The 18,078-nt window shown below is 58.0% G+C and carries 16 protein-coding genes; 3 read left to right on the top strand and 13 right to left on the bottom strand.

Annotation, left to right across the window (positions count from 1 at the left end; translation table 11 throughout):
* The first annotated feature begins 4 nt into the window (after positions 1-4).
* A complete protein-coding gene (locus P9292_RS04130) occupies positions 5-1,654 on the top strand; it encodes a GspE/PulE family protein (protein ID WP_244797561.1) in 1,650 nt (549 codons plus the stop codon).
* A complete protein-coding gene (locus tag P9292_RS04135) occupies positions 1,617-2,174 on the top strand; it encodes a thiol:disulfide interchange protein DsbA/DsbL (protein ID WP_244797560.1) in 558 nt (185 codons plus the stop codon). The genes P9292_RS04130 and P9292_RS04135 overlap by 38 nt, the downstream gene beginning before the upstream one ends.
* A gap of 179 nt (positions 2,175-2,353) precedes the next feature.
* Here P9292_RS04135 and P9292_RS04140 read toward each other — a convergent pair whose 3' ends face one another.
* The 13 genes from P9292_RS04140 to P9292_RS04200 all read right to left on the bottom strand — a co-directional run bounded on the left by P9292_RS04140 (position 2,354) and on the right by P9292_RS04200 (position 16,922).
* The gene (locus tag P9292_RS04140) at positions 2,354-5,866 is read right to left on the bottom strand and encodes a conjugal transfer protein TraG N-terminal domain-containing protein (RefSeq protein ID WP_244797559.1); all 3,513 of its coding nucleotides are present in this window, start codon (positions 5,864-5,866) and stop codon (positions 2,354-2,356) included.
* Positions 5,867-5,878: 12 nt separating this feature from the next.
* Positions 5,879-7,330 carry a conjugal transfer protein TraH gene (locus tag P9292_RS04145; protein WP_244797558.1) on the bottom strand — a complete coding sequence of 484 codons (1,452 nt, stop codon included), beginning with the start codon at positions 7,328-7,330 and terminating at the stop codon, positions 5,879-5,881.
* A gap of 16 nt (positions 7,331-7,346) precedes the next feature.
* Positions 7,347-8,294, bottom strand: a complete 948-nt coding sequence (traF, locus tag P9292_RS04150) for a conjugal transfer protein TraF (RefSeq protein WP_011876133.1) — start codon at positions 8,292-8,294, stop codon at positions 7,347-7,349.
* Positions 8,295-8,338: 44 nt separating this feature from the next.
* Positions 8,339-8,902: a signal peptidase I gene (lepB, locus tag P9292_RS04155; RefSeq protein WP_244797557.1), complete on the bottom strand. Its 564-nt coding sequence runs from the start codon at positions 8,900-8,902 to the stop codon at positions 8,339-8,341.
* Positions 8,903-8,908: 6 nt separating this feature from the next.
* Positions 8,909-9,310: a hypothetical protein gene (locus P9292_RS04160; protein WP_309958111.1), complete on the bottom strand. Its 402-nt coding sequence runs from the start codon at positions 9,308-9,310 to the stop codon at positions 8,909-8,911.
* A 270-nt stretch (positions 9,311-9,580) separates the two neighbouring features.
* Positions 9,581-12,040 carry a type IV secretion system protein TraC gene (gene traC, locus P9292_RS04165; RefSeq protein WP_244797555.1) on the bottom strand — a complete coding sequence of 820 codons (2,460 nt, stop codon included), beginning with the start codon at positions 12,038-12,040 and terminating at the stop codon, positions 9,581-9,583.
* Between the two features lie 135 nt (positions 12,041-12,175).
* Positions 12,176-12,463: a TraA family conjugative transfer protein gene (gene traA, locus P9292_RS04170; RefSeq protein ID WP_011876137.1), complete on the bottom strand. Its 288-nt coding sequence runs from the start codon at positions 12,461-12,463 to the stop codon at positions 12,176-12,178.
* 28 nt (positions 12,464-12,491) lie between these two features.
* Positions 12,492-13,160, bottom strand: coding sequence for a type IV conjugative transfer system lipoprotein TraV (traV, locus tag P9292_RS04175; protein WP_244797554.1), 669 nt, complete (start codon positions 13,158-13,160; stop codon positions 12,492-12,494).
* Between the two features lie 15 nt (positions 13,161-13,175).
* Positions 13,176-14,393, bottom strand: a complete 1,218-nt coding sequence (locus P9292_RS04180) for a TraB/VirB10 family protein (RefSeq protein WP_244797553.1) — start codon at positions 14,391-14,393, stop codon at positions 13,176-13,178.
* Position 14,394: 1 nt separating this feature from the next.
* Positions 14,395-15,246, bottom strand: coding sequence for a type-F conjugative transfer system secretin TraK (locus P9292_RS04185; protein WP_244797552.1), 852 nt, complete (start codon positions 15,244-15,246; stop codon positions 14,395-14,397).
* On the bottom strand, positions 15,243-15,950 hold the full coding sequence (locus P9292_RS04190) for a type IV conjugative transfer system protein TraE (RefSeq protein WP_244797551.1): 708 nt from the start codon (positions 15,948-15,950) through the stop codon (positions 15,243-15,245). The genes P9292_RS04185 and P9292_RS04190 overlap by 4 nt, the downstream gene beginning before the upstream one ends.
* A gap of 82 nt (positions 15,951-16,032) precedes the next feature.
* A complete protein-coding gene (gene traL / locus P9292_RS04195; RefSeq protein ID WP_011876142.1) occupies positions 16,033-16,317 on the bottom strand; it encodes a type IV conjugative transfer system protein TraL in 285 nt (94 codons plus the stop codon).
* Complete coding sequence (locus P9292_RS04200; protein WP_244797550.1) at positions 16,314-16,922, bottom strand: OmpA family protein; 609 nt, start codon at positions 16,920-16,922, stop codon at positions 16,314-16,316. The genes traL and P9292_RS04200 overlap by 4 nt, the downstream gene beginning before the upstream one ends.
* A 248-nt stretch (positions 16,923-17,170) precedes the next feature.
* On the opposite strand from P9292_RS04200, the gene P9292_RS04205 reads away from it, so the two are divergent.
* Positions 17,171-18,073 carry a hypothetical protein gene (locus P9292_RS04205; protein ID WP_244797549.1) on the top strand — a complete coding sequence of 301 codons (903 nt, stop codon included), beginning with the start codon at positions 17,171-17,173 and terminating at the stop codon, positions 18,071-18,073.
* Positions 18,074-18,078: the final 5 nt, after the last annotated feature.

Here is an 18,078-nt window from a genome sequence, read left to right on the forward strand (position 1 = left end):
CAACATGAAAGAACCAGACCTCTTTTTCCCGACCGGTTCGCACGATCGCGTTGCTGCGGACTATTTGAACAATATGTTTTTGCGAGCAGCGCAACGGCGGGCCGCAGACGTTCATATGTTGTTTGAGTCCGATACCACACTGATCCAGTACGGTATCTCGGGCGGACTGGTCGAAGTTGACCGTGTCTCGAATTCACTCGCGAAACAACTCGATGACAAGTTGCGCGCTCGCGCGAACATTGCAGCATCGGATCGTCATACCGCTTTGGACGGCAGGCTGCGCCTCAAATTCGAGGACCGCATCGTCGACGGTCGCGTCTCGATCGTGCCCACGATCTCCGGCCAGAAAATCGTCGTTCGCCTGACAGACGATTCGGAATCGGTCTCGACGCTGGCCGAGATCGAGATGACCCCGATGGTGCGTCAATGTCTCTTGGACATCCTGATGGAGCCAAACGGGATTTTCCTCGTTTGCGGTCCCACAGGCTCCGGAAAGAGCACAACGCTATATGCGGCCATCATGGAGTTGCACGATGGAACCCGCAATATATACACCCTTGAGAATCCGGTCGAAAAGATCATTCCGGGCATCACGCAAGTGCCTATCAATCAGCACATGACGTTTGCTGGCGGCCTGCGAGCTGGGCTACGGCAGGCACCGAATGTCATGCTGGTCGGTGAAATTCGAGACCTTGAAACGGCCATGATCGCGATACAGGCTGCTAACACCGGGCATCTTGTGCTGGCAACTGTGCATGCGAACAATTCCGGAATGGCGGTCACTCGACTGTTAGACATGGGTCTTGATCCAAAGACGATTGCGGACGCCCTTCGCGGCGTGTTGTCGCAGCGGCTCGTCGACAAGCTGACGCCGAATCCGGAACGGATGATGCGCGAAGCAACTGAAGCCGAAATGCACTGGATGGAGAATGCCGGAATCCATCATGCTGGCCTGCGCTTCCCCGCGAACGTGACCGAAGAAGACTACGCCGGACGTATGCCCGTCATGGAGATCTTCCGCGCCGATGGCCGCGTGCGCGAGGCAATCCTCTCTCGCGGTGGCGAGATCGATGTGTTCAATGCGGCGATGCGACAAGTGCAGTTCGAGACAATGGCGCAGGCCTCGACGCGATTGGCGGCGGCCGGCTTCACGACTCTGGAACGCGCGATGAAACTGGACCGCGATGAACCACCCGTTCCGGAGATCAAACGCCTGGGGCAGGTTCTGGTCGATCTTGGATGCGCCACACCCGAGCAGACGTTCGCTGCCGCGGAGCAGCAGGTTGAACTGCGAAAGCGCGGCAAGGTGCGACGTATCGGCGAGATTCTGATTGAGACCGGTGTGTGTACCGCACAGCAGGTTATCGAGGCGATCGGTTTCACCGAAGGCGCCCCGGAAATGATCCGCTACTTTGTTTTGAACGGGCGGGTTTCCCAGAGTCTCAGCATTGAGGTCGAAGCGCGATGGCGGCATGAAAGGGCTGGCCAGTCACTGTTTCATCTTTACTTCGAACTCAACCACCTCACACAGGATGATTTCAATGATCCGTCGCTCATTCAATTTTTTGGCCGCCGCGTTGCTCGCACTGCCCGCCCTTACAATGGCTCAGGAAGCAATGCAGCAGGTGTCAACGCAGCCGCAGCTACCGTATAGGGAGGTCGCGCCGAAGGCGGAGGACAGCAAGAAAGCGCTGATCTTCATTTCATTCACGTGCCCGGTATGCGCGGGATATCACGAACAACTGGCAAAGTGGGCGAAATCCTTGCCGCCGGGATGGAAGGCAGAGTTTGTTCCCGTCGTGGAGCCGCAGCGGGACACGGTGATTGCTGCGCGAGCCTTCTATGCAGCCAAGCTCGTGAATGCGAGTTACGTTCCGACGTGGATGACGTACGCGTTCTCGGCAATTCAGGACCGTGGGATGCCTGTCGACGACGGCAAGACGTGGGACTACATTGCTCGCAGTTCGCACCTCGATGGCTTCGACGAAGCGTGGAAGAAGGTGGATGAGAAGTCGCTCAGAGATGCATTCGACAAGCTGGTCAGCTATCGGATCGACGCGACGCCGTCGATCGCGATTGGCGGGCGTTACGTGATTACCCCGGACAACACTAACGGGGATCAGGAACTGTTCTTCAAGCTGGCAAATGGGATGGTGTCGAAGTCGATGAACTGATCGCCCGCGTCTCTCGACGTAAGAAAGCCCAGCAAGCGAAAGCTGCTGGGCTTTTTGTTGGTCGCTCAGCGGGGGAAGTATCTATGTGGACCTTCCCCTGCCGATCGGCGCGAGCACTGCCCAAAAAAAAGCCCCTCTTTGGAGAGGGGCAGGACTTCAGTTTGAGCGATGCAGATCCGCTATCGGCCGCGCACACCCTTTCGAAGGTCGCGCACTTCCTTCTCGTGCTCGAGCTCCTGTTGATGCACGTTCGCCTCGTACTTGGACATCGACAGCCATGCCGCTCCGCCGGCGGATTTCCCGGCAGACGCAACCTGTGAAGATGCGTTCTTGGCAACGAAGCCGATGGTGGCATCTTTGGGCAGCCCACCTTCGCCGAGGCTAGCACCGAATTTTTTCGTGTAATCGGTGGCCGTTTCCGCCAGGTGTTTCTCGGCGCCGATGACGTTCTTGCCAGCCTTCGCGTATGCGTCAAGGAATTCGTCAGTGCTCTTGAAGCCCATATCAGCAACTCGCCGAGCGTCAAGCGTCCGTCCCCCGCCCAGCAATGCGCCATTCTTGGACGTGAAGGCTGCCTCCATCGCTGTCTTCTCCTTCAGTGCGGCCGACACCCCCGCTTTGGCCGCTTCGACACCCTTCCAGCCTTCTTGCGCGACGCGAGACAACTTCAGCACCTTCATGCCGCCGCTTGCGAGACGTACCGCCGGAATCATCGTCATACCGATCTCGATTCCAGCCGCAAGTACTGGATGCGCCTGCTCAAAGTCCCCATATGCCATTCCGGCACCGGCAAGCGCATTCTGTACGGTTCCAACTTCGCGATGGAACACGTCCTGCACTTGCTCAGCCGAGAGCACCGGAACCGATGCCCCAAGATCAGCACGCTGATCCGCAATCGCCTGGTCCACGCCACCGGTCTTTGCACCGAGCTCGGCCCGATGTGCGTCGAAATCGGGGATTGAGTTTGCCGCAAGCGCGTTCACCCGTGACTGAAGGTCGTTCATGTTGGCAGGGCTGCCGCCCGCAGTCGGTGCACTCGGTGCAGCGGCGCGGGTCGGTGCCACCCGATGATTCGCTGGTTGCCGGGCTGCCGGGCCGCTACCGCCGCCTGTTGCGGTTGGACCACTCCCCGGCGCCGACGCTCCGCCCGAGGGCGATGGGGCGCTGTGAGCTAGCACGTGAGGGTCGCGCAGACTGAGCGCTCGGCGTGACGGGTCCGCGGGGACTGCGTTCGCGGCTGCGCCGACATTTTGGTTAGCGTTAGCGTCGAAGTCTTTCGGAGCGCTGACGCCACTCAACATCGACAGCACCGTCGCCGCACCAACCATGCCGCCCTTATGGCCCGCGAGCGCCATGAAGCGCGCAAGCTCCTCGCCTCCGCGAATGTCACCTGCACGCGCCACCTGCCCCCTCGCGGCCTCATAGCGTGCGTGATAACCGCTGTCGTTCAGGTGTTCAGCGTGATCCTTGTCCAGTTCTGCTTTCGCGGCCGGGTTCGCGAGAATTTTCGCGCCCAGCTCCGATCCTTGAACGGAAAAATCCGCTCCGACGGAGTTTTTCAGGCTGGTGGCTCGCTGGAAGCTCTGCTCGGCTTGCTGGACGCGCCCAATGGACTCGCGAGCAGACGCAGCCAGACCTTGGGCAGTCTTGTTGTCGTCGCCGACATAGTGATCAACCGCGTGCTGCGCCTTGTTGGTAATGCTGGTCGCCCAGCTTTCGTCTGTCCCGATCTTCGAGGACATCGAGCTCTGAACCTCCTCAGCGCTCACTTTGCCCTTGCTGGCGTTGGCGATAGCTTGTGCAGTTACTTTTACGCCGCCAAATGGGCTACTAAAGCCGCCGGAAGCCTCCACCCCTGCTTGCACGGACGACTTCTGCTCCTGGCTGAAGCCAAGCCGGTCCATCATTGCGTTTGCCTGCTCGTGGACCTGACTTGCCCGGCTCGAATAGTCCTTGGCGATGCCGCTGATGTCGGAATCCGACACCTTGGAGCCAGTGGAGTGGGTTTTCATCTGATTCAGCAGTCGCTCGAAGCTTTGTGCGGCTTCTGCACGACTCGACGCAACCTGCGCTGATGCGCTAGACACGCTGTTGTCCGTCGCTTCACCCATCCGGAAGCTCGGAAGCGATGCGTCGGTGCGCAGCGAGCCCGACAGTCGATCCCCCGTTTGAGAAGGGCCGTACTTGGCCGCCGCGCCTACGTCGACGAGCCCGCCATTCTTCAGCAGATCAGGGCTCGATTGCCTCTCGTCGACGTGGTCACGCCCAGACCAGCGACCGGCGAGTGACGTGACTGCCATCGCTGAACCGGTGAGCATCGCCAATGACACAAGCGGCGTGGCAGCAAGCATATCTGACGCCACCGATAGGCGGGAGGCCAGCAGATCGTAGTAGATCGGTGAGAAGTTGCCGAGTGTCAGACCGTTCGACTTGATCTCGGCGAATTTGCTGAGAACGTCATTCTGTATGTACATCTGGATGACAGCGGCGAACGGGAGCCAGCTCGAGGTCCAGATACCGAACAGGAGATACTTCACATACATCCCGAGCGCACCACCGCCCTTCATTACGCCGTAAATGACAACCAAGGGCGCAAACCCGAAGAACATGAGCTGCATGAAGATCATTGCAGGCATCATCATCTTCGAGAAGAACGAGCCGGCCGCAGCAGCGTCGGTACGACTCTGCTCGAAAGCCTGCGTCATCTGCACGTTGCACATGTCATAGCTCGCCTGGGACCCGTTCGCTCCCATGCAGTTGAACGTATTGGTAATCGTGTTGTACGTCAGTGCGTTGGACATAAAGGTCGTGGCGGACTGGGCTGCCTGCCACGTTGCGGGAATGAGGCCCGCCCACGCGTTCGCCGCATCGTCCTGTGTATAGGACGCACCGTGCGGATTCTTGTCCTTCATGTTCTGGTTCATCAGGTTCATGAGGTTCTTGTTAGAGCCTGAGAAGAACTTGCCGAACACGTCTGTATCGATCAATGCCTTTGCCTGACTGCAAGACACCGATTGCGCCTGTGGTGTCGGCGAAGGATTGCCAGCGGCATCGGCGGACGGCCAATACGTGGTCAGTCCGTTGGGGCGCCCGTTCTGAAGGATGTAGTCGACCGAGTTGGCCGATTGCTTCAGTGCATCCATGGAGAAAGTGTCGGAATTCGGGATGCAGTCCAGGATGAACGATCGCAGGCTCGCGTCGAGATTCGCATCGGCGTTGTCGAAGCCTCCTCGCAGTGAGAAGAGAATCTTGAGGGGCATCATGAAGCCCTGCTCACCGACGGCCATGTAGCTTCCGCTCGTAGCTTGGAACGCGGTGTTAGCCAACTGGAAGATCCGGTTACTCGCCGTGGTGAATGCACTCGCTGGCACCGAAATGATCAACGGCACGTTGTCCACCTTGGCAACGTTGCCGGTGTAGATGTCGTTGATCATGACGGAAGTCGGGATGGTCGAAGTCCAAACGACAGCGAACAGCCCGAACATCCCGCTAATCGGCCCCATAACGCCGGGCACAGATCCATCACTCTGTTTCCCGATCATGTACAGGATGCCGGAGATCAGCATCACGAGACCGCCGACCATGAACGCACTATTCAGAAAGCCCTTCTGAGCGAAAATCATGGCGACGGCATTCAGCGTCGCGTAGAAGGAGCTAACGTCCCCCAAGACGTAGATATTGAAGCTCGGCATGTGCGCCCCTCGTTATTTGATCGGCGGCTTCACGAAGACAGCCGGGTTGTTTTCACTGATTGCCTTCGAGTAGGCGATCGCAGCATTCAACTTTTCGAAGTCGGCAGAGGAGCTGGTGCGGAGCTGAATAACCTCGTTCAAGAGGTCACGCTCGGCAGAAGAAATCTTCTCGTCCTTCGTGTATGTCGTACCACTGAACGCGGCTTGCGCAGCGACAAGTGCTGACTCGGCATATTTGAGTGTGAGCTCGTCGGTCACGATCGGCGCCGTGAGCACGGCCATCTGCGCGGCGGCCCCGGGCATCGACTGCACTTTCTTCATCAGACCCAGCACAGGGGCGCTGATGTTGCCGATGAACGTCTTCTGCGCGGACGTAAAGTCACAAGCGTTGCCTGAGCACGAGACCAGCTTGCCGACGATCGAATCAGTCGAGATGGATCGGCCGGCTGCATCGCCAAACAGCATCAGATTGACGTAGCCACTCACACCGCCGAATGACAGATTCTGTTTCGAGATCTTCATGCACTTGTTGAGGTCGTATCCATCAGCGCATCGCAGCGCATACATGGGCTTGTTGCCGCTCATGTTTCCGTCTTTGAGGTCCAACAGGCGGATGGTCGGCGCCCAATAGCGGCCATTGTCGACGGCGACGCTGCCATCTGAAGCGGTAGTGTCAGAACTGTTCTCCGGGCCGTTCACGACAGTGCCGATCAGGCTCATGACAATCTCGTTGGCGCCGTTGGCATCGGTCTCGCCGGTCTGGGGATTACCGAGCATTTGTCCCGCTTGCGTGGTGTTCAGGGCCATCCACGTCAGGTTGCCGAGCTCGGGCTCTTTGCCGGACTTCTGGACGTTTCGCGTGACTGTGTTCGCGTTGGACAGGAACGAATCGATACCAGAGAACATGTCGGTGAGCATGCCGGACTTCGATCCCGTCTCGGACGACACGTTCTCGTCGACAAATGACCGAATCGCGCCACTGACGCCGGTTTTGTCCATGATCGTAGTCGCGAGCGCGCACGTGTTTTTCATCATGGAGTTCAACGCGGCGATCTTGTTCTGGAAGTCCTGCATCAACTTGCCGAGTGCCGGGTTGATCGCGTCGATCGCTGCCTTGAACGCGACGCCAACCGCATTGGCGGCGATCTGGCGGAACAGCGCGACGAGCTGGTCAGCGTTGATGAACGAGAAAGCACCCCCGAAGAGGTCGATCCCGCCGCAACCGGCCGACAGTCGTGGCGGATCAAAAGAGATCAGGTTGATGTTCCGGATAGGCATGCGTACCGACGCACCACCCCCGACCAGTCCCCCACGCGACTGGTTAGTAAAGCTGTCCGGCGTGGTCGAGTTCGACATAAACATGCCGTCGAGGGCGTCTTGAAGCCCAGCGTTTGCCGTCGAGGACATCCCCACGCTGCAAACGAGCGACATCAGGAGGATGACTCGCTTGAATCTCATTTTCATGTGCTTGCGCTCCGCGTTAGTAACGCCCTTCGAGGCGGTCTTTCAGATACTTCACCCATTCCTTCGGATCTTTGGTTGCACCCTTCTGCATGTCGTCGTTTGAAAGCACGCCGCGATCGTAGGTACGAATCTTCTTTGCGATATCCGGTGGCAACAGGTTGTTGGAGTCGGCAGCGAGAACGATCCGCTGTTCGAGCTGATCCTGCGCCATCATTCCCTGCGAAACAATGAAGTAGTTGTTCGGGGGAACCACGAGAACCGTCGTTGGTGTGAGACGCAAGTTCAAAAGCTTTGCTTGGCCCTTGTCCTTCACGAACTCGGTTACGTTGGGCAGTCCTTTGCCGTCCATCGAGATGAACTTCGTTACGAAGCCATACTTCTTGGTGATCTCTTGGACGCTGTTTGCCTGCGGTCGGCAATACTCACATTTCGAATCGAAAAAGACCCACAACCCGCCGACCTTCGCGATGTGCTTGAGTGCCTCAGCGTTGCCCGCATTGAACTGACGCAGGAAGAACGATTTCGTATAGGCCGCGATAGGCACGCGGTTGTTTTCGTCAAGAAACGGGTCGGCGGCCACGACACGCTGCGTCATCTCCGCGTAGCGCTGCGACTTGTCCATGGCGACACGCTGGGCGTAGAGATAGGTTTCTACGTTTTCCTTGGTCGGATTGTTGATTGCAGCATCGAGAAACCTCGGCATGTTTTTGCGCAGCCATTCGACTGAAAAAGGCTGATCCGGCTTCTCGGCGGGTTGCTGCTTGGCATCAACCTCCGGAGAAGGAGGGGGCGGCGGAGGCGGTGGGACCTCCTTTTTCACCTCGTCTTTGGGGTCTTTGTACCAAAACCACCCTTCTGACTTGCGCTCGAGGAATCGGCCTGACTGGTCTGTGGGCTCCTGGGCGAACAGCGGCAGTGCCAGCGATCCGAGCAGCAGAAGCGATACAAATTTATTTAATTTCATGCCTTTACTCGTAGCAATACGAACGAGCCGACGAAATCGATCGGCTAGATGATGGGCGTTACGCTTCCAACCAACTCCCGCTGGTCCAAAAATCCCCAATAGCGGCCGTCGTAACTGCGGGGCATCGTACCCACGAGGAACACCTTCCCGGGCGGCACGACCTCCTGGCGATCGAACGCGCCTGGACCGCGCCCAAGCTTGCTATTCAAGATCAACGCGCCGATCAGCTTGCCATTCACGTAGGCGCGATCGTTGCGCACAGTGATGACATCGCCCGGCAAGCCCGCAATCTGCTTTGCGATCATCTTCCCGTCGAAGCGCGGGAGCATCAGGCCCTTGGGTGCAAAGAAGGCAACCACGTCGCCTCGCTTCAGCTCCTTCGGCGCACCGAGTTTGACCCAGTAGAGGCGCTCCGGCAGGCAGCGGATGGACGTGAGGTCAATCCCGACCCGGTAGTGTTCGCGAAACGCGGAGACACCCGCTACCGCGACGAGGGTGGCTAGAGCAACTCCGACCAGGGAATTGCGGAGGAAGCGCATCCGGCTGCGGTCGCGCACTAGCGAAGAGCACCGCGCAGGAAAAGCCTTGACATCAAAGAGGCTGAACATGGGCTTTTACTCCATCTTCAGGCCGAGCTTTTGCGCGACTTGAGCAGTGATGTCCGACTGTCCGGGGCTGTTCAGGACAACGGAGGCGTTAAAAACCGGAATGCCGGCCTGGGTGTATTCATCGAGGGTTTGATTCAGACGCTGGACGAATTGCTGCCCCTCCTTCGCGGCTTGCTCCGCAGTCATGCCCGGTTGGGAAAGAGAGATTTTCGCCTGCATTGCCACCAATTTTGGTGCATCAAGCGTGACGAACTGGGGCGCCTGCTGTTTGTTCGCTGTCGAGAATTGCCACGAGAGCACACCCGAGAATGCGGCGAGTAAGGCGGACACAACGACGACCGTAATCAGCGAAACACCGCCTGGCCGGAGCGCGGGATGCAGTGGCGCTGGCGTCTGCTGTCGACGCATCAATTGCGCGCGTGGGTTGTGTGCCAGATACGGTCGGCTCTTTGCGTTCCTCGGTCGGGAGTTGGTTCTGGTCGGACATTGCGGCCTCTTTGATCGTTGATTACACGAAGAATTTGGTGGTTCGGAAAGCGCTGCTGATTGCATCGAATCATAACACGTGTAGATACGCCAACAGTATTGGAAACGTGTTTTTGCCGCTTTTGCATAGGAATATCAACAACAAAAAAGCCCGCCATGGGGCGGGCTGGACGCACGAGTATGGCGGAACGTCTATGCAGCTTCCAACTCGGCCTTCTCTGAATTCTCACGGTCGATGAACTGGTGGACAGCGTCTACGACGCTATCACCTCGGTCGATCGCGTCGAAGATGGCATTGCGCTCGTCGTTTTTCGTTGAGAACAGCACCTGCGTGAAGCGGTCAACAGTGAGCCTGAAGATTCCCCACTCACTCTCGCTGCGTTTGACCATCACTTCGGAATACTTACCCGGCACGGTGTGCACAGTCTTCAACATTGCCGCTCCGTACGGCTCGATCTTGAACTGCCCACCAGCGATCGCGCCGTCAATGGATTCGCTATTTTGCTTCAGGATGAACTGCCACGCCGAGTTGGCTGCAATGGCGCGAGCATTCGGCGAGTTGTAGAGATCCTCAATCGATTGAGTAACGATAAGAACGGCACCCTCTTCTTTCCGAGCTTTACGGTAGAGGGCTTCCATGGCTTTTCCCATCAACGGATCGTCCAGAAGCTCCCACGCCTCATCGATAATGAGGATCTTCTTTCGGCCGCGCGTCAGGAACATGTCGTAGTTGATCCGCGACATCAACTGGAGCAGCACGACCTGTTGCAATGCCTTGCGGCCCTTGAGATCGCTGAGCTCGAGGACCACGAACGCGTTGTCCATGTCCAGGTTGTTGTCGCCCTCGAACCATCGCGTGTAGGCGCCGCCAGCGAACGGGAACAGTTGCTTCCCGAGGCGCTGAGTGTCCTCGTCGGGCTGGGCGAGGCAAAATTCGGCGACAGCTTTAACCGTCGCGTTCTTGCCGTACTTGGTATAGACGCTAGTGATCGCCTCCTCAAGGCGTGACATCGGATACGCGTCGAGCGTCTCGTCTGGGGCCGCCATCTTCGCGAGCATCGCCTTGAGGATGTCCATCTCTTCCTCGAGGTTTTCGATGAACGTGAACGGGTTCAGGCAGAGATCGGAATCCTGCTTGAACTCAACGAACGTGCCCTTTACTGCCTTGCACAGCTTGAAGTACGAGCGCCCTGCATCGATTGCCCATACCTTGGCGCCTTCCGCGAGATAGTCGCTGACGATTTTTTGCGTCAGAAAACTCTTGCCGGCGCCTGCTTCGGCGAATACCACCCCGTTGTAGTTTGTGCTCGATTCATACAGGTCGATGAGCGCGGGCTGGCCACGACGCGTGACCAGCAAGAGTGCGCCGCTTCGCCCGCTACCGGTCCATTCCCCGATCACGGGCATGAACTGGACGGCGTGTGAAATGCCCATCGTGTGAAAGCGGAACAGGTTCTTGATCCCTTCGCGGGACGTGTTCAGCGGCAGCAGGTTATTCCAGAGCGGTTCAAGGATGCGCCGATCCTCGCGGATTTCGAACGCAAGCGAAGTGTAGTAGGCCTGGAGACCGGCAACTAGCTTGTTGAGCTTCTCTCGACTGCGCGAGAAAAGGAACAACGTAAAGTTGGCCTCGCAAACGATCGAGCCTTTTCCTTCGATATCGTGGATCAGCACATCCATGCCGTGCTTCTTGTACCCCAAAGCGGGAATCATATGGGCAGTCGGTCCGAAGACCTGATGATTCAGCATGGAAGAGCGTCCCTTGACCCAGTCGACCTTCTTCACCTGGTCCGGATAGTGGAGCGTGAGGACCATGTAATACGGATCGGTGATCTGATTCGACAGCCCCAGCGGATCGCCGATCATATGGTTCATGATCGCCAGACTGGCCCTCTTTGGGAAGTATTTGACGCTCATCACTTTCGCGTAATGAGAGCCGTCGTTGAATTTGATGGTTGTCGGGTCGTCGAAGTTGACCGCGTCGCCAGGGAAGTACACCTGTTCCTTGATCGGTCGGGTTTCGTCGTAGTGGTGGCTCGGGTGATCCCACAACTTCGTAAGGAGGCGCAAGAGGACGAGATATCCCTCCGCGTCGAGTTGCACGGTCTGGAGTTCCGCGGCCTTGAACGCTTCCTGAACACGATCCGCGGTCTCGCGTGCCGCGGCGATATCGCCGTCGGTAGGCAATGCACGTGCGCACGGCGTCTTAATGGTGACGATGAGACGCTGTCGGTTCAGCAGGACGCCGCTACGAGACACGAGGGCCTGATCCTTGCCTTTGCGAACCAGCGCCGCGTGCTGCAACGCGAGCGCACGGAGCACTTCGTTGTCATGGTATTTGCCTTCGAGGTAGGCGTCGAGATAGTCGTCGGCGTCCGGTGAAGCGAGCAACCCGATCTGCACGAAAGTGCCGGCCGGGAACGGCATGCTCAGTGCCGAGCGAAACTTGTCTACAGTCGAGTCGTCAGCACCTTTAAGGGGATCGGCGACGAAACAGGCCCCCAGATAGTGTTCGCTTCCGTCAGAGGCGAGAAACACCTTGCTTTCCGGGTCGCACGCCTGAACCGTGACCTTCTGGTAAGGGAGGTCCTCCCGGCTTCCCTCGATGACCGGCGAGGCGTTTGAACCCTTCGATTTAAAAAAGCCGAGCATATGAAGCCTCTCTTACTTCGAAATGTTGGATATTGGGATGGTGGCGAGAAGTCCGCGGCATAGCCGCGAACCCGTGTTCGACATGGTTCGCCCCGCGGTGCCCCGGGGTCAGCCCAGGGCACCGGGCGGGCGCCATTACAGCGTTGCGGTGAAAAGACCTTGCAGAACGTTCGGGCCGAGCGATGCGCTCAGTGCGACGGCCACGCCCGTCACGACGCTCATGACGGACTGCTTGACGACGCCCATGGCCAGGCCGACCGCCAGCGAACCGAGTGCGAAGGTCGTGCCCAGCGAGCCGGTCATCCAGCCGGTCAGGCGGTCGACGATTTCGCTGAACGTGCCATCGCTGGCGGCGGACGCGTCGAGTGCGAGAGCGACGGCGAACAGTGCGAGGGTCAGCAGAGCTTGCTTGTTACGCTTCATGAAGAACTTCTCCTAACGTAGTGGTGAATCAATCTAGATTGATGTCCGAAGGGGATGGCATTCCCGGCACTGAAAGGTCTGCGCTCTTTGGCGCGGTCAGGCCGGTGTCAACCTGTTGCGCATCCCCATCGGGCAATTCGTGCGCAGCAGGTTTCCCGCGCTGTCGCGCCGATTCTTGCTGCTGAACCGGTGCGACCGCGACGAGTTCGCGGTGAGGTACAACCATCCCTTTGCCGGCAAATTCAGTCTTGCCGTATGACCAGCGACGGGGTTGTACCTCGGTAAAGAGGTAAGACGGGTAGTGGAGGTCGTCCTTGCTGTCGATCCACGGCGCAATCCAGATACGCATAACCTGCGCTGGTGTACGCACTGGCCGGGCGGACGCAGACGCGGAGACAGGGGTCAGCCCTGGCAAGCTGCTGGAAGCAGAAGCAGCGAGCTCAGGGCGAACAACGTTTCCCTGGTCGTCTCCGAACTTCACACCCACTTGCTTCACGTTCGGGCCGTACGGCGTATCGCTGTCCGTCGGGGCCGGCATGTGGTTGGTCGATTTGTAGACTGCCATCGGTGTCTTGCAGATGATTCCCTGTGGCATGCCGGGGCACGAAAACGAATCGTTGTCGGCCGTGTTGAACACGGAGGAACACCCGGTTGCCAAAAGCGGCAACAGCGAGGCCACCAGAAGTCGCTTGTACATGACTAGCTTCCTTGCTTATTTGAGTTCCACGCCCTTGATAAGGACGATGGTGAGTTTCCGGCCCGCATCGATTTCCACGACAGGCGTCATTTCCTTGGCCATATCGAGATAGAAAGCGGCAACTGACTTGGCGGCCGTCGAAAAGCCCTTTGCAACGCCGGTTTCGGCGATGGTGCCGGCGGTTGCGCGTTCGGTGCTGATGTAACCACTGCCGGAGCCGAGATCGAGACGCGGGATTTGCTGAGGCGTGAGCGCGTCGCTGAAGCCGCTTAGCACGCCGGCAGCAAGCGACTTGGCGATCAATTGCCCTTGCTTGGACACGAGACGACCGCGAGCTCCAACGCGACCGTCTTCACCCACGACGTATCCATCGAGTTTGGTCTCCAACACCTTCCCGCCGTCACCAACACACGACAATGTCTCCGTGCGCAGTTGTGCGCGTTCGCTGGACAGGCTGCCGTAGCCAGAGACCAGAACGAAACATTCCTTTACGTCGTGGTTGTAGTTGTTGGGAAGAATCGCGTCCGTCTTGATCCGCATGACGGCCGGAACGGGGTTTTTCTGTGCGACCGAGCTCGTTGGCGCGTCCATACCGTTCAGGAGGATGCCTTCAAACATCGAGCCGGCCGTGAGGTACGCCGCAGGCGTCGTGTCCTGCTTTGCCGACACCTTCGTAATTGCCTTCGTGTTCGTCGTCACACGGAGATGCGGCTTTTCGGGCTGGGCCGCCGCCACGGGAGCGTCGTCGTCGGTCTTTCCGCCGGCCGATGGCAGCGGCAGCGGATCGTTAAGACCCGGTGTTTTCCCATTGCCCTTCGACTTCTCGAGATCGTCCAGACGGGACTTCATGGCCATGAGCTCTTTCATCATGTCCGAATTGACCCCCACGTCCGGATGAGCGCTGTTCGATTGCATCTCGTCGATCTTCTTGAGAAGGGCCGCTTTCTCGTCGTTGCTCTTGTCGAGTTCGGTCTTGATCTTGGCGACCTCGTCGTTGGTCGCCTTGTTTGCCGCCGCAAGTTGCTCGCTTGTCTGATCCTTCGGTTTCGGAAGGAGAAGATTGCTTACGGTCGGCGCAACCTTCTGCTTTCGCGGCGCGTTACCCGGATGAACGAAGATCGACCCTACTGCAACGAGGCCGGTAAAAAGCGCACCGATGGCGATCGCGGTACGCGTCTTCGGTGGCAGTTCGAGCCACTTTTTCTTCAGAATGTCTTTGAGGTTGCCAGCCATGTCAGTTGCTCTCCGTCTTGTCGGACACGACGAACACTTCGGTCGACTCACCGCGATGCAGCGATGCATTCGGGAAGAACGCAACCGCTCGTACGCCAGCGGAATAGAACGCGTCTTCGCCGAGTTCGACGTTGTCGGCGACGGCTTCGATGCGATAGCGGAAAATGTCGTAGCTTGGTCCGCTGTAGCGGGTCAGCGGGTACGCCACGACCTGTCCCATACGTGCGACAGAGCGCGGAAGTGCACCTTCGCTGAACCCCTCAGGAACCTTGCCGATCGCCAGTTGCCGCAGTACGTAACGGAGTTTGTCGGTGTAGACGTTGCTGTCGGGGGCCTGCTCGCTGCCGTCGGACGCATCACCGCTGCCCCCTGTCGTCGGCTTGTCCAGTTGCAGCGTCACCGTCTGCGCGGGCAGATTCTTCGGAACCAGAGTCAGCGAGATGACGGGATCATTCGGCTTGTCGCCTGTGACGTAGAGCGCGACGGGTTTGTCGGACTTCATCGTCACATAGAGCGACTGGCCTACCGCCTGAACCTCGAAGTCTTCAGACTGGTTGTCGATGGATTGCGGGTTAGCGAACGGCGTCGCGATGCGGTTCGGCAACAGCCCGGAAACATTGATCACTTCGGTCCGATCAGTGCTGACGCGGACAACGTTTGTCTTATAGACCGACGAATCACCGGGCATCGTTCCGAGACCTGGCATCGGTTGAGCAGCAACCTTCCGGACGTGCTTGGCCGCAAGCGCATTGAGACGCACCTGAGCATTGGCGGATTTGGGAAGCGGGGGGAGCTCCTGTGCGAGAGCTGGCAGCGCAAACAGCGCAGCAACGACGAATGCAATGCGCTTCATTGCGCGACCTCCGAGTTGGTTTGAGCCGAAGCTTGGGCAGACTGTTCGGGGACCGGTTGCGTCGCACTAGCGGCGACATCGGCCTGCTGCTTCTGGATTTGCTGGAACTTGCCCGGGTTCTTTTCAATCCATGTGAGCGTGTGCGGATCGGCCCCGTCGTAGTGATCCATTGAGTCGACCCACGGACGACCGTCCTTCATGACGATCTTCATTTCAATGACGGCCGACTTGGTATCGCGCGAATTGACGCTTTGGGTCGTCATCTGGCCGATCACGTAAACCTTTTGCGTCTCCTTTTCCGAAACGACTTTGGTGGCTTCAAAGCGCACTGACCCGCCGTTGCTATTGAAGACAGGGTCTTGCGCGAGCGCCAGAATCTGCTGGCGAACACCTTGGTAAACGCGTGGCGTCAACAGTTGCGAAAGTCGATCGGCTACGAAATTCACGTTCTTAGGCGTTACGTTTGCCGTCAGCGTGGCGACATACAGCCCGATACCCTCGAGGTAGTCCATGTCGGCCGTGTCCCAGCCGACAGAGACCGCCTTAGCGAGATACGGAGGTACGAGACGCGTCGTCTCGTGCCTGGAAAGATTCCCGACGGTGGACACGGCCAGCAGCGACGCGAGGATGACGTTTGAGACGAGCATCGCTCCCGCGAACTTGTTAGCCCCTTCCCATGAGGAGGTCAGCAAAGGCAGTTTCATCAAATCTCCGGTTTCAGACTGCAAAACGATACATAACACGTACCAATAATTTAGCTGCGTGAAAAACGACCGTTTTGCTGATTTAAAAGAAGAAGTCGCGCTTCGAGGAGTCCGGGTACTGTTTGTTCAGCCCAATAACCCCGGCCCAATAACAGAGGTGATAGAGGATTCCCTCCAAGGCGCCGTTTTTGAAGCGCTTGAACGCCTTTACTGCAAAGATGCCCATTGCCATGCTCACGAGGGTGAAATAGCCCCCCAGTGAGATGCCACCCGCGAGGCAACCGATGAAAATAATCGCTTCGTCCAGTTCCCAGAAGAACAGTTGCGGCTGGTTGTCTATGTAACGTGGGATGTCGATCTCGGTCATTCTGCGCCCTCCCCGATCAAGCCGATGACGACGCGGCGATTCTGTGCGCCAACGCCGGGAGAAACGGGTTCCCGCTTGCCGTGCCCTTCGGACTCGATGCGGTTGCGTGAGACGCCCTTCGCGACCAGATAGTTGCTGACGGCAGTCGCGCGTCGAACGGAGAGTCGTTGGTTGTAATCATCACCGCCCACCTCGTCGGCGTGGCCTACCACCTTGATCGGTGATTCGTCGTCGCGCGCCCGAGTCAAGATGCTGCTGAGCGGAGCCCATGAAGTCGGAATGACCGAGTTGAATCGGTAGTGGAGAACCACCTGGTTGCCCAGTTCCGTGTCCGAGTTCAGCTTTGCTTCTTCCGCGGCAAGTTGCGCTTCGTCGAACGGCATCATCGCACGCGTCCGAGGCGGCTCGGTGACGAGCCATGACGCATCTTCCCGATGCAGCACGAAGTCCCGGTTCGGGTTCGCCAGCACCTGAGCCCGGTGAGCGGGTTCGATCGCGATGCCGTCGTTCTGGGGAACGACCATCTGATGTGCGTCCACTGCCCAAGCCTGAGATGCGAGGGTGGCGAGCGTCGCAACAAGGGCCAGTTTGGGAAATCTGGTCATCACGTAGTCTCGAATACAGAAATTGATTGTTGCGAAGGCTAACACGTAACGATAACGAATACAACAACACGTGTATCAGATTGCAAACTGTCGGTGTCGTTTCTATAATTATAACGACGTGTTAAGTATGCGCAAGCGTTGCATCTGTATCGGTGTGGTGGTCGATACGTGATGGCGCAGTTATCCGCGTCTGTGACGCATATCCGATCGCAAGGAATTCCCCGGAATTAGTCACAGGAGGTCGATGAATGAGTGAACAAGGCAACAAGAAGTCTGGCGAAAGCCAGAACGCGGATAGCGCGCAGCTAAAGCCGTTTGGTGAAGGTTGTTCGGAGATCTGGGACAAGGTATTCAGCACGGACCCGGCATACACGAAGAGCTTCAACCGTAAAGGTGGCTTCTCGGGAACCGCGATCACTCCGACCTATCTTGCTATGAAGGCCACCAAGATTTTTGGCCCGATGGGAATAGGTTGGGGAATGGATATTCTCCAGGAGGATTTTCTGGAGGGTGCTCCGCTCGGCTGGGACCCCAATGGCAACTTCTGGGGCCGGGAAATCATCCATCGCCTCAAGGTGAAGCTGTGGTACGTGGTGAAGAGCAATTCAGGCGAGTCTCAGAAAGGTGAAATCGTCCACTTCGGTCAGACGACGTTTGTCGGCAAGACCCAACACGGCATCTTCACCGATGAAGAAGCGCCGAAGAAGAGTCTCACGGACGGCATGTCGAAATGTCTTTCGCTGCTGGGCTTCGGAGCGGATGTGCACATGAATCTCTTCAGCGACGTGAAGTACGTTGAAGGTCTTCAGGCCGTGTACGGAGAAGCCGACGACGACGCTCCCCCGTTATCGCGAAATGCGCCGGCTGGCGCTCGAGGGATGAACTCGACACCATCTGCGCAACAGGCTACCAATCCCTCAAAGCAAGGCGGAGGAAATGTCGGCGATCAGCAGACGCTTTCTGAGCGCTACAACCAGTTGAAGTCGCGTCTCGATAACGAAAACCAGCCCATCGCAGATGTTTCGCTTGCGCGCAAGACTGTGCAAGCGGATGGGTTGCTTACGGAAATCGAGCGTGCGCTTTTGCTGTCCCATAAACGCCTGAAACTGTCCGAAGCCGAGCAACCCAGCGGCGACGGCGTTTTCCTTTAACTCTA

It is taken from the genome of Caballeronia sp. LZ001, from assembly GCF_031450875.1.
Taxonomy (GTDB): Bacteria; Pseudomonadota; Gammaproteobacteria; order Burkholderiales; family Burkholderiaceae; genus Caballeronia.

Bases quoted from the DNA above. Each gene is read 5' to 3' on its own strand.
- traA (WP_011876137.1), bottom strand. From the start codon at position 12,463: ATGAAGCGTAACAAGCAAGCTCTGCTGACCCTCGCACTGTTCGCCGTC.
- P9292_RS04145 (WP_244797558.1), bottom strand. From the start codon at position 7,330: ATGAAAATGAGATTCAAGCGAGTCATCCTCCTGATGTCGCTCGTTTGC.
- P9292_RS04135 (WP_244797560.1), top strand. From the start codon at position 1,617: ATGCAGCAGGTGTCAACGCAGCCGCAGCTACCGTATAGGGAGGTCGCG.
- traL (WP_011876142.1), bottom strand. From the start codon at position 16,317: ATGACCGAGATCGACATCCCACGTTACATAGACAACCAGCCGCAACTG.
- traF (WP_011876133.1), bottom strand. From the start codon at position 8,294: ATGAAATTAAATAAATTTGTATCGCTTCTGCTGCTCGGATCGCTGGCA.
- lepB (WP_244797557.1), bottom strand. From the start codon at position 8,902: ATGTTCAGCCTCTTTGATGTCAAGGCTTTTCCTGCGCGGTGCTCTTCG.
- P9292_RS04205 (WP_244797549.1), top strand. From the start codon at position 17,171: ATGAGTGAACAAGGCAACAAGAAGTCTGGCGAAAGCCAGAACGCGGAT.
- P9292_RS04200 (WP_244797550.1), bottom strand. From the start codon at position 16,922: ATGACCAGATTTCCCAAACTGGCCCTTGTTGCGACGCTCGCCACCCTC.
- P9292_RS04180 (WP_244797553.1), bottom strand. From the start codon at position 14,393: ATGGCTGGCAACCTCAAAGACATTCTGAAGAAAAAGTGGCTCGAACTG.
- traC (WP_244797555.1), bottom strand. From the start codon at position 12,040: ATGCTCGGCTTTTTTAAATCGAAGGGTTCAAACGCCTCGCCGGTCATC.
- traV (WP_244797554.1), bottom strand. From the start codon at position 13,160: ATGTACAAGCGACTTCTGGTGGCCTCGCTGTTGCCGCTTTTGGCAACC.
- P9292_RS04160 (WP_309958111.1), bottom strand. From the start codon at position 9,310: ATGCGTCGACAGCAGACGCCAGCGCCACTGCATCCCGCGCTCCGGCCA.
- P9292_RS04130 (WP_244797561.1), top strand. From the start codon at position 5: ATGAAAGAACCAGACCTCTTTTTCCCGACCGGTTCGCACGATCGCGTT.
- P9292_RS04140 (WP_244797559.1), bottom strand. From the start codon at position 5,866: ATGCCGAGCTTCAATATCTACGTCTTGGGGGACGTTAGCTCCTTCTAC.
- P9292_RS04185 (WP_244797552.1), bottom strand. From the start codon at position 15,246: ATGAAGCGCATTGCATTCGTCGTTGCTGCGCTGTTTGCGCTGCCAGCT.
- P9292_RS04190 (WP_244797551.1), bottom strand. From the start codon at position 15,950: ATGAAACTGCCTTTGCTGACCTCCTCATGGGAAGGGGCTAACAAGTTC.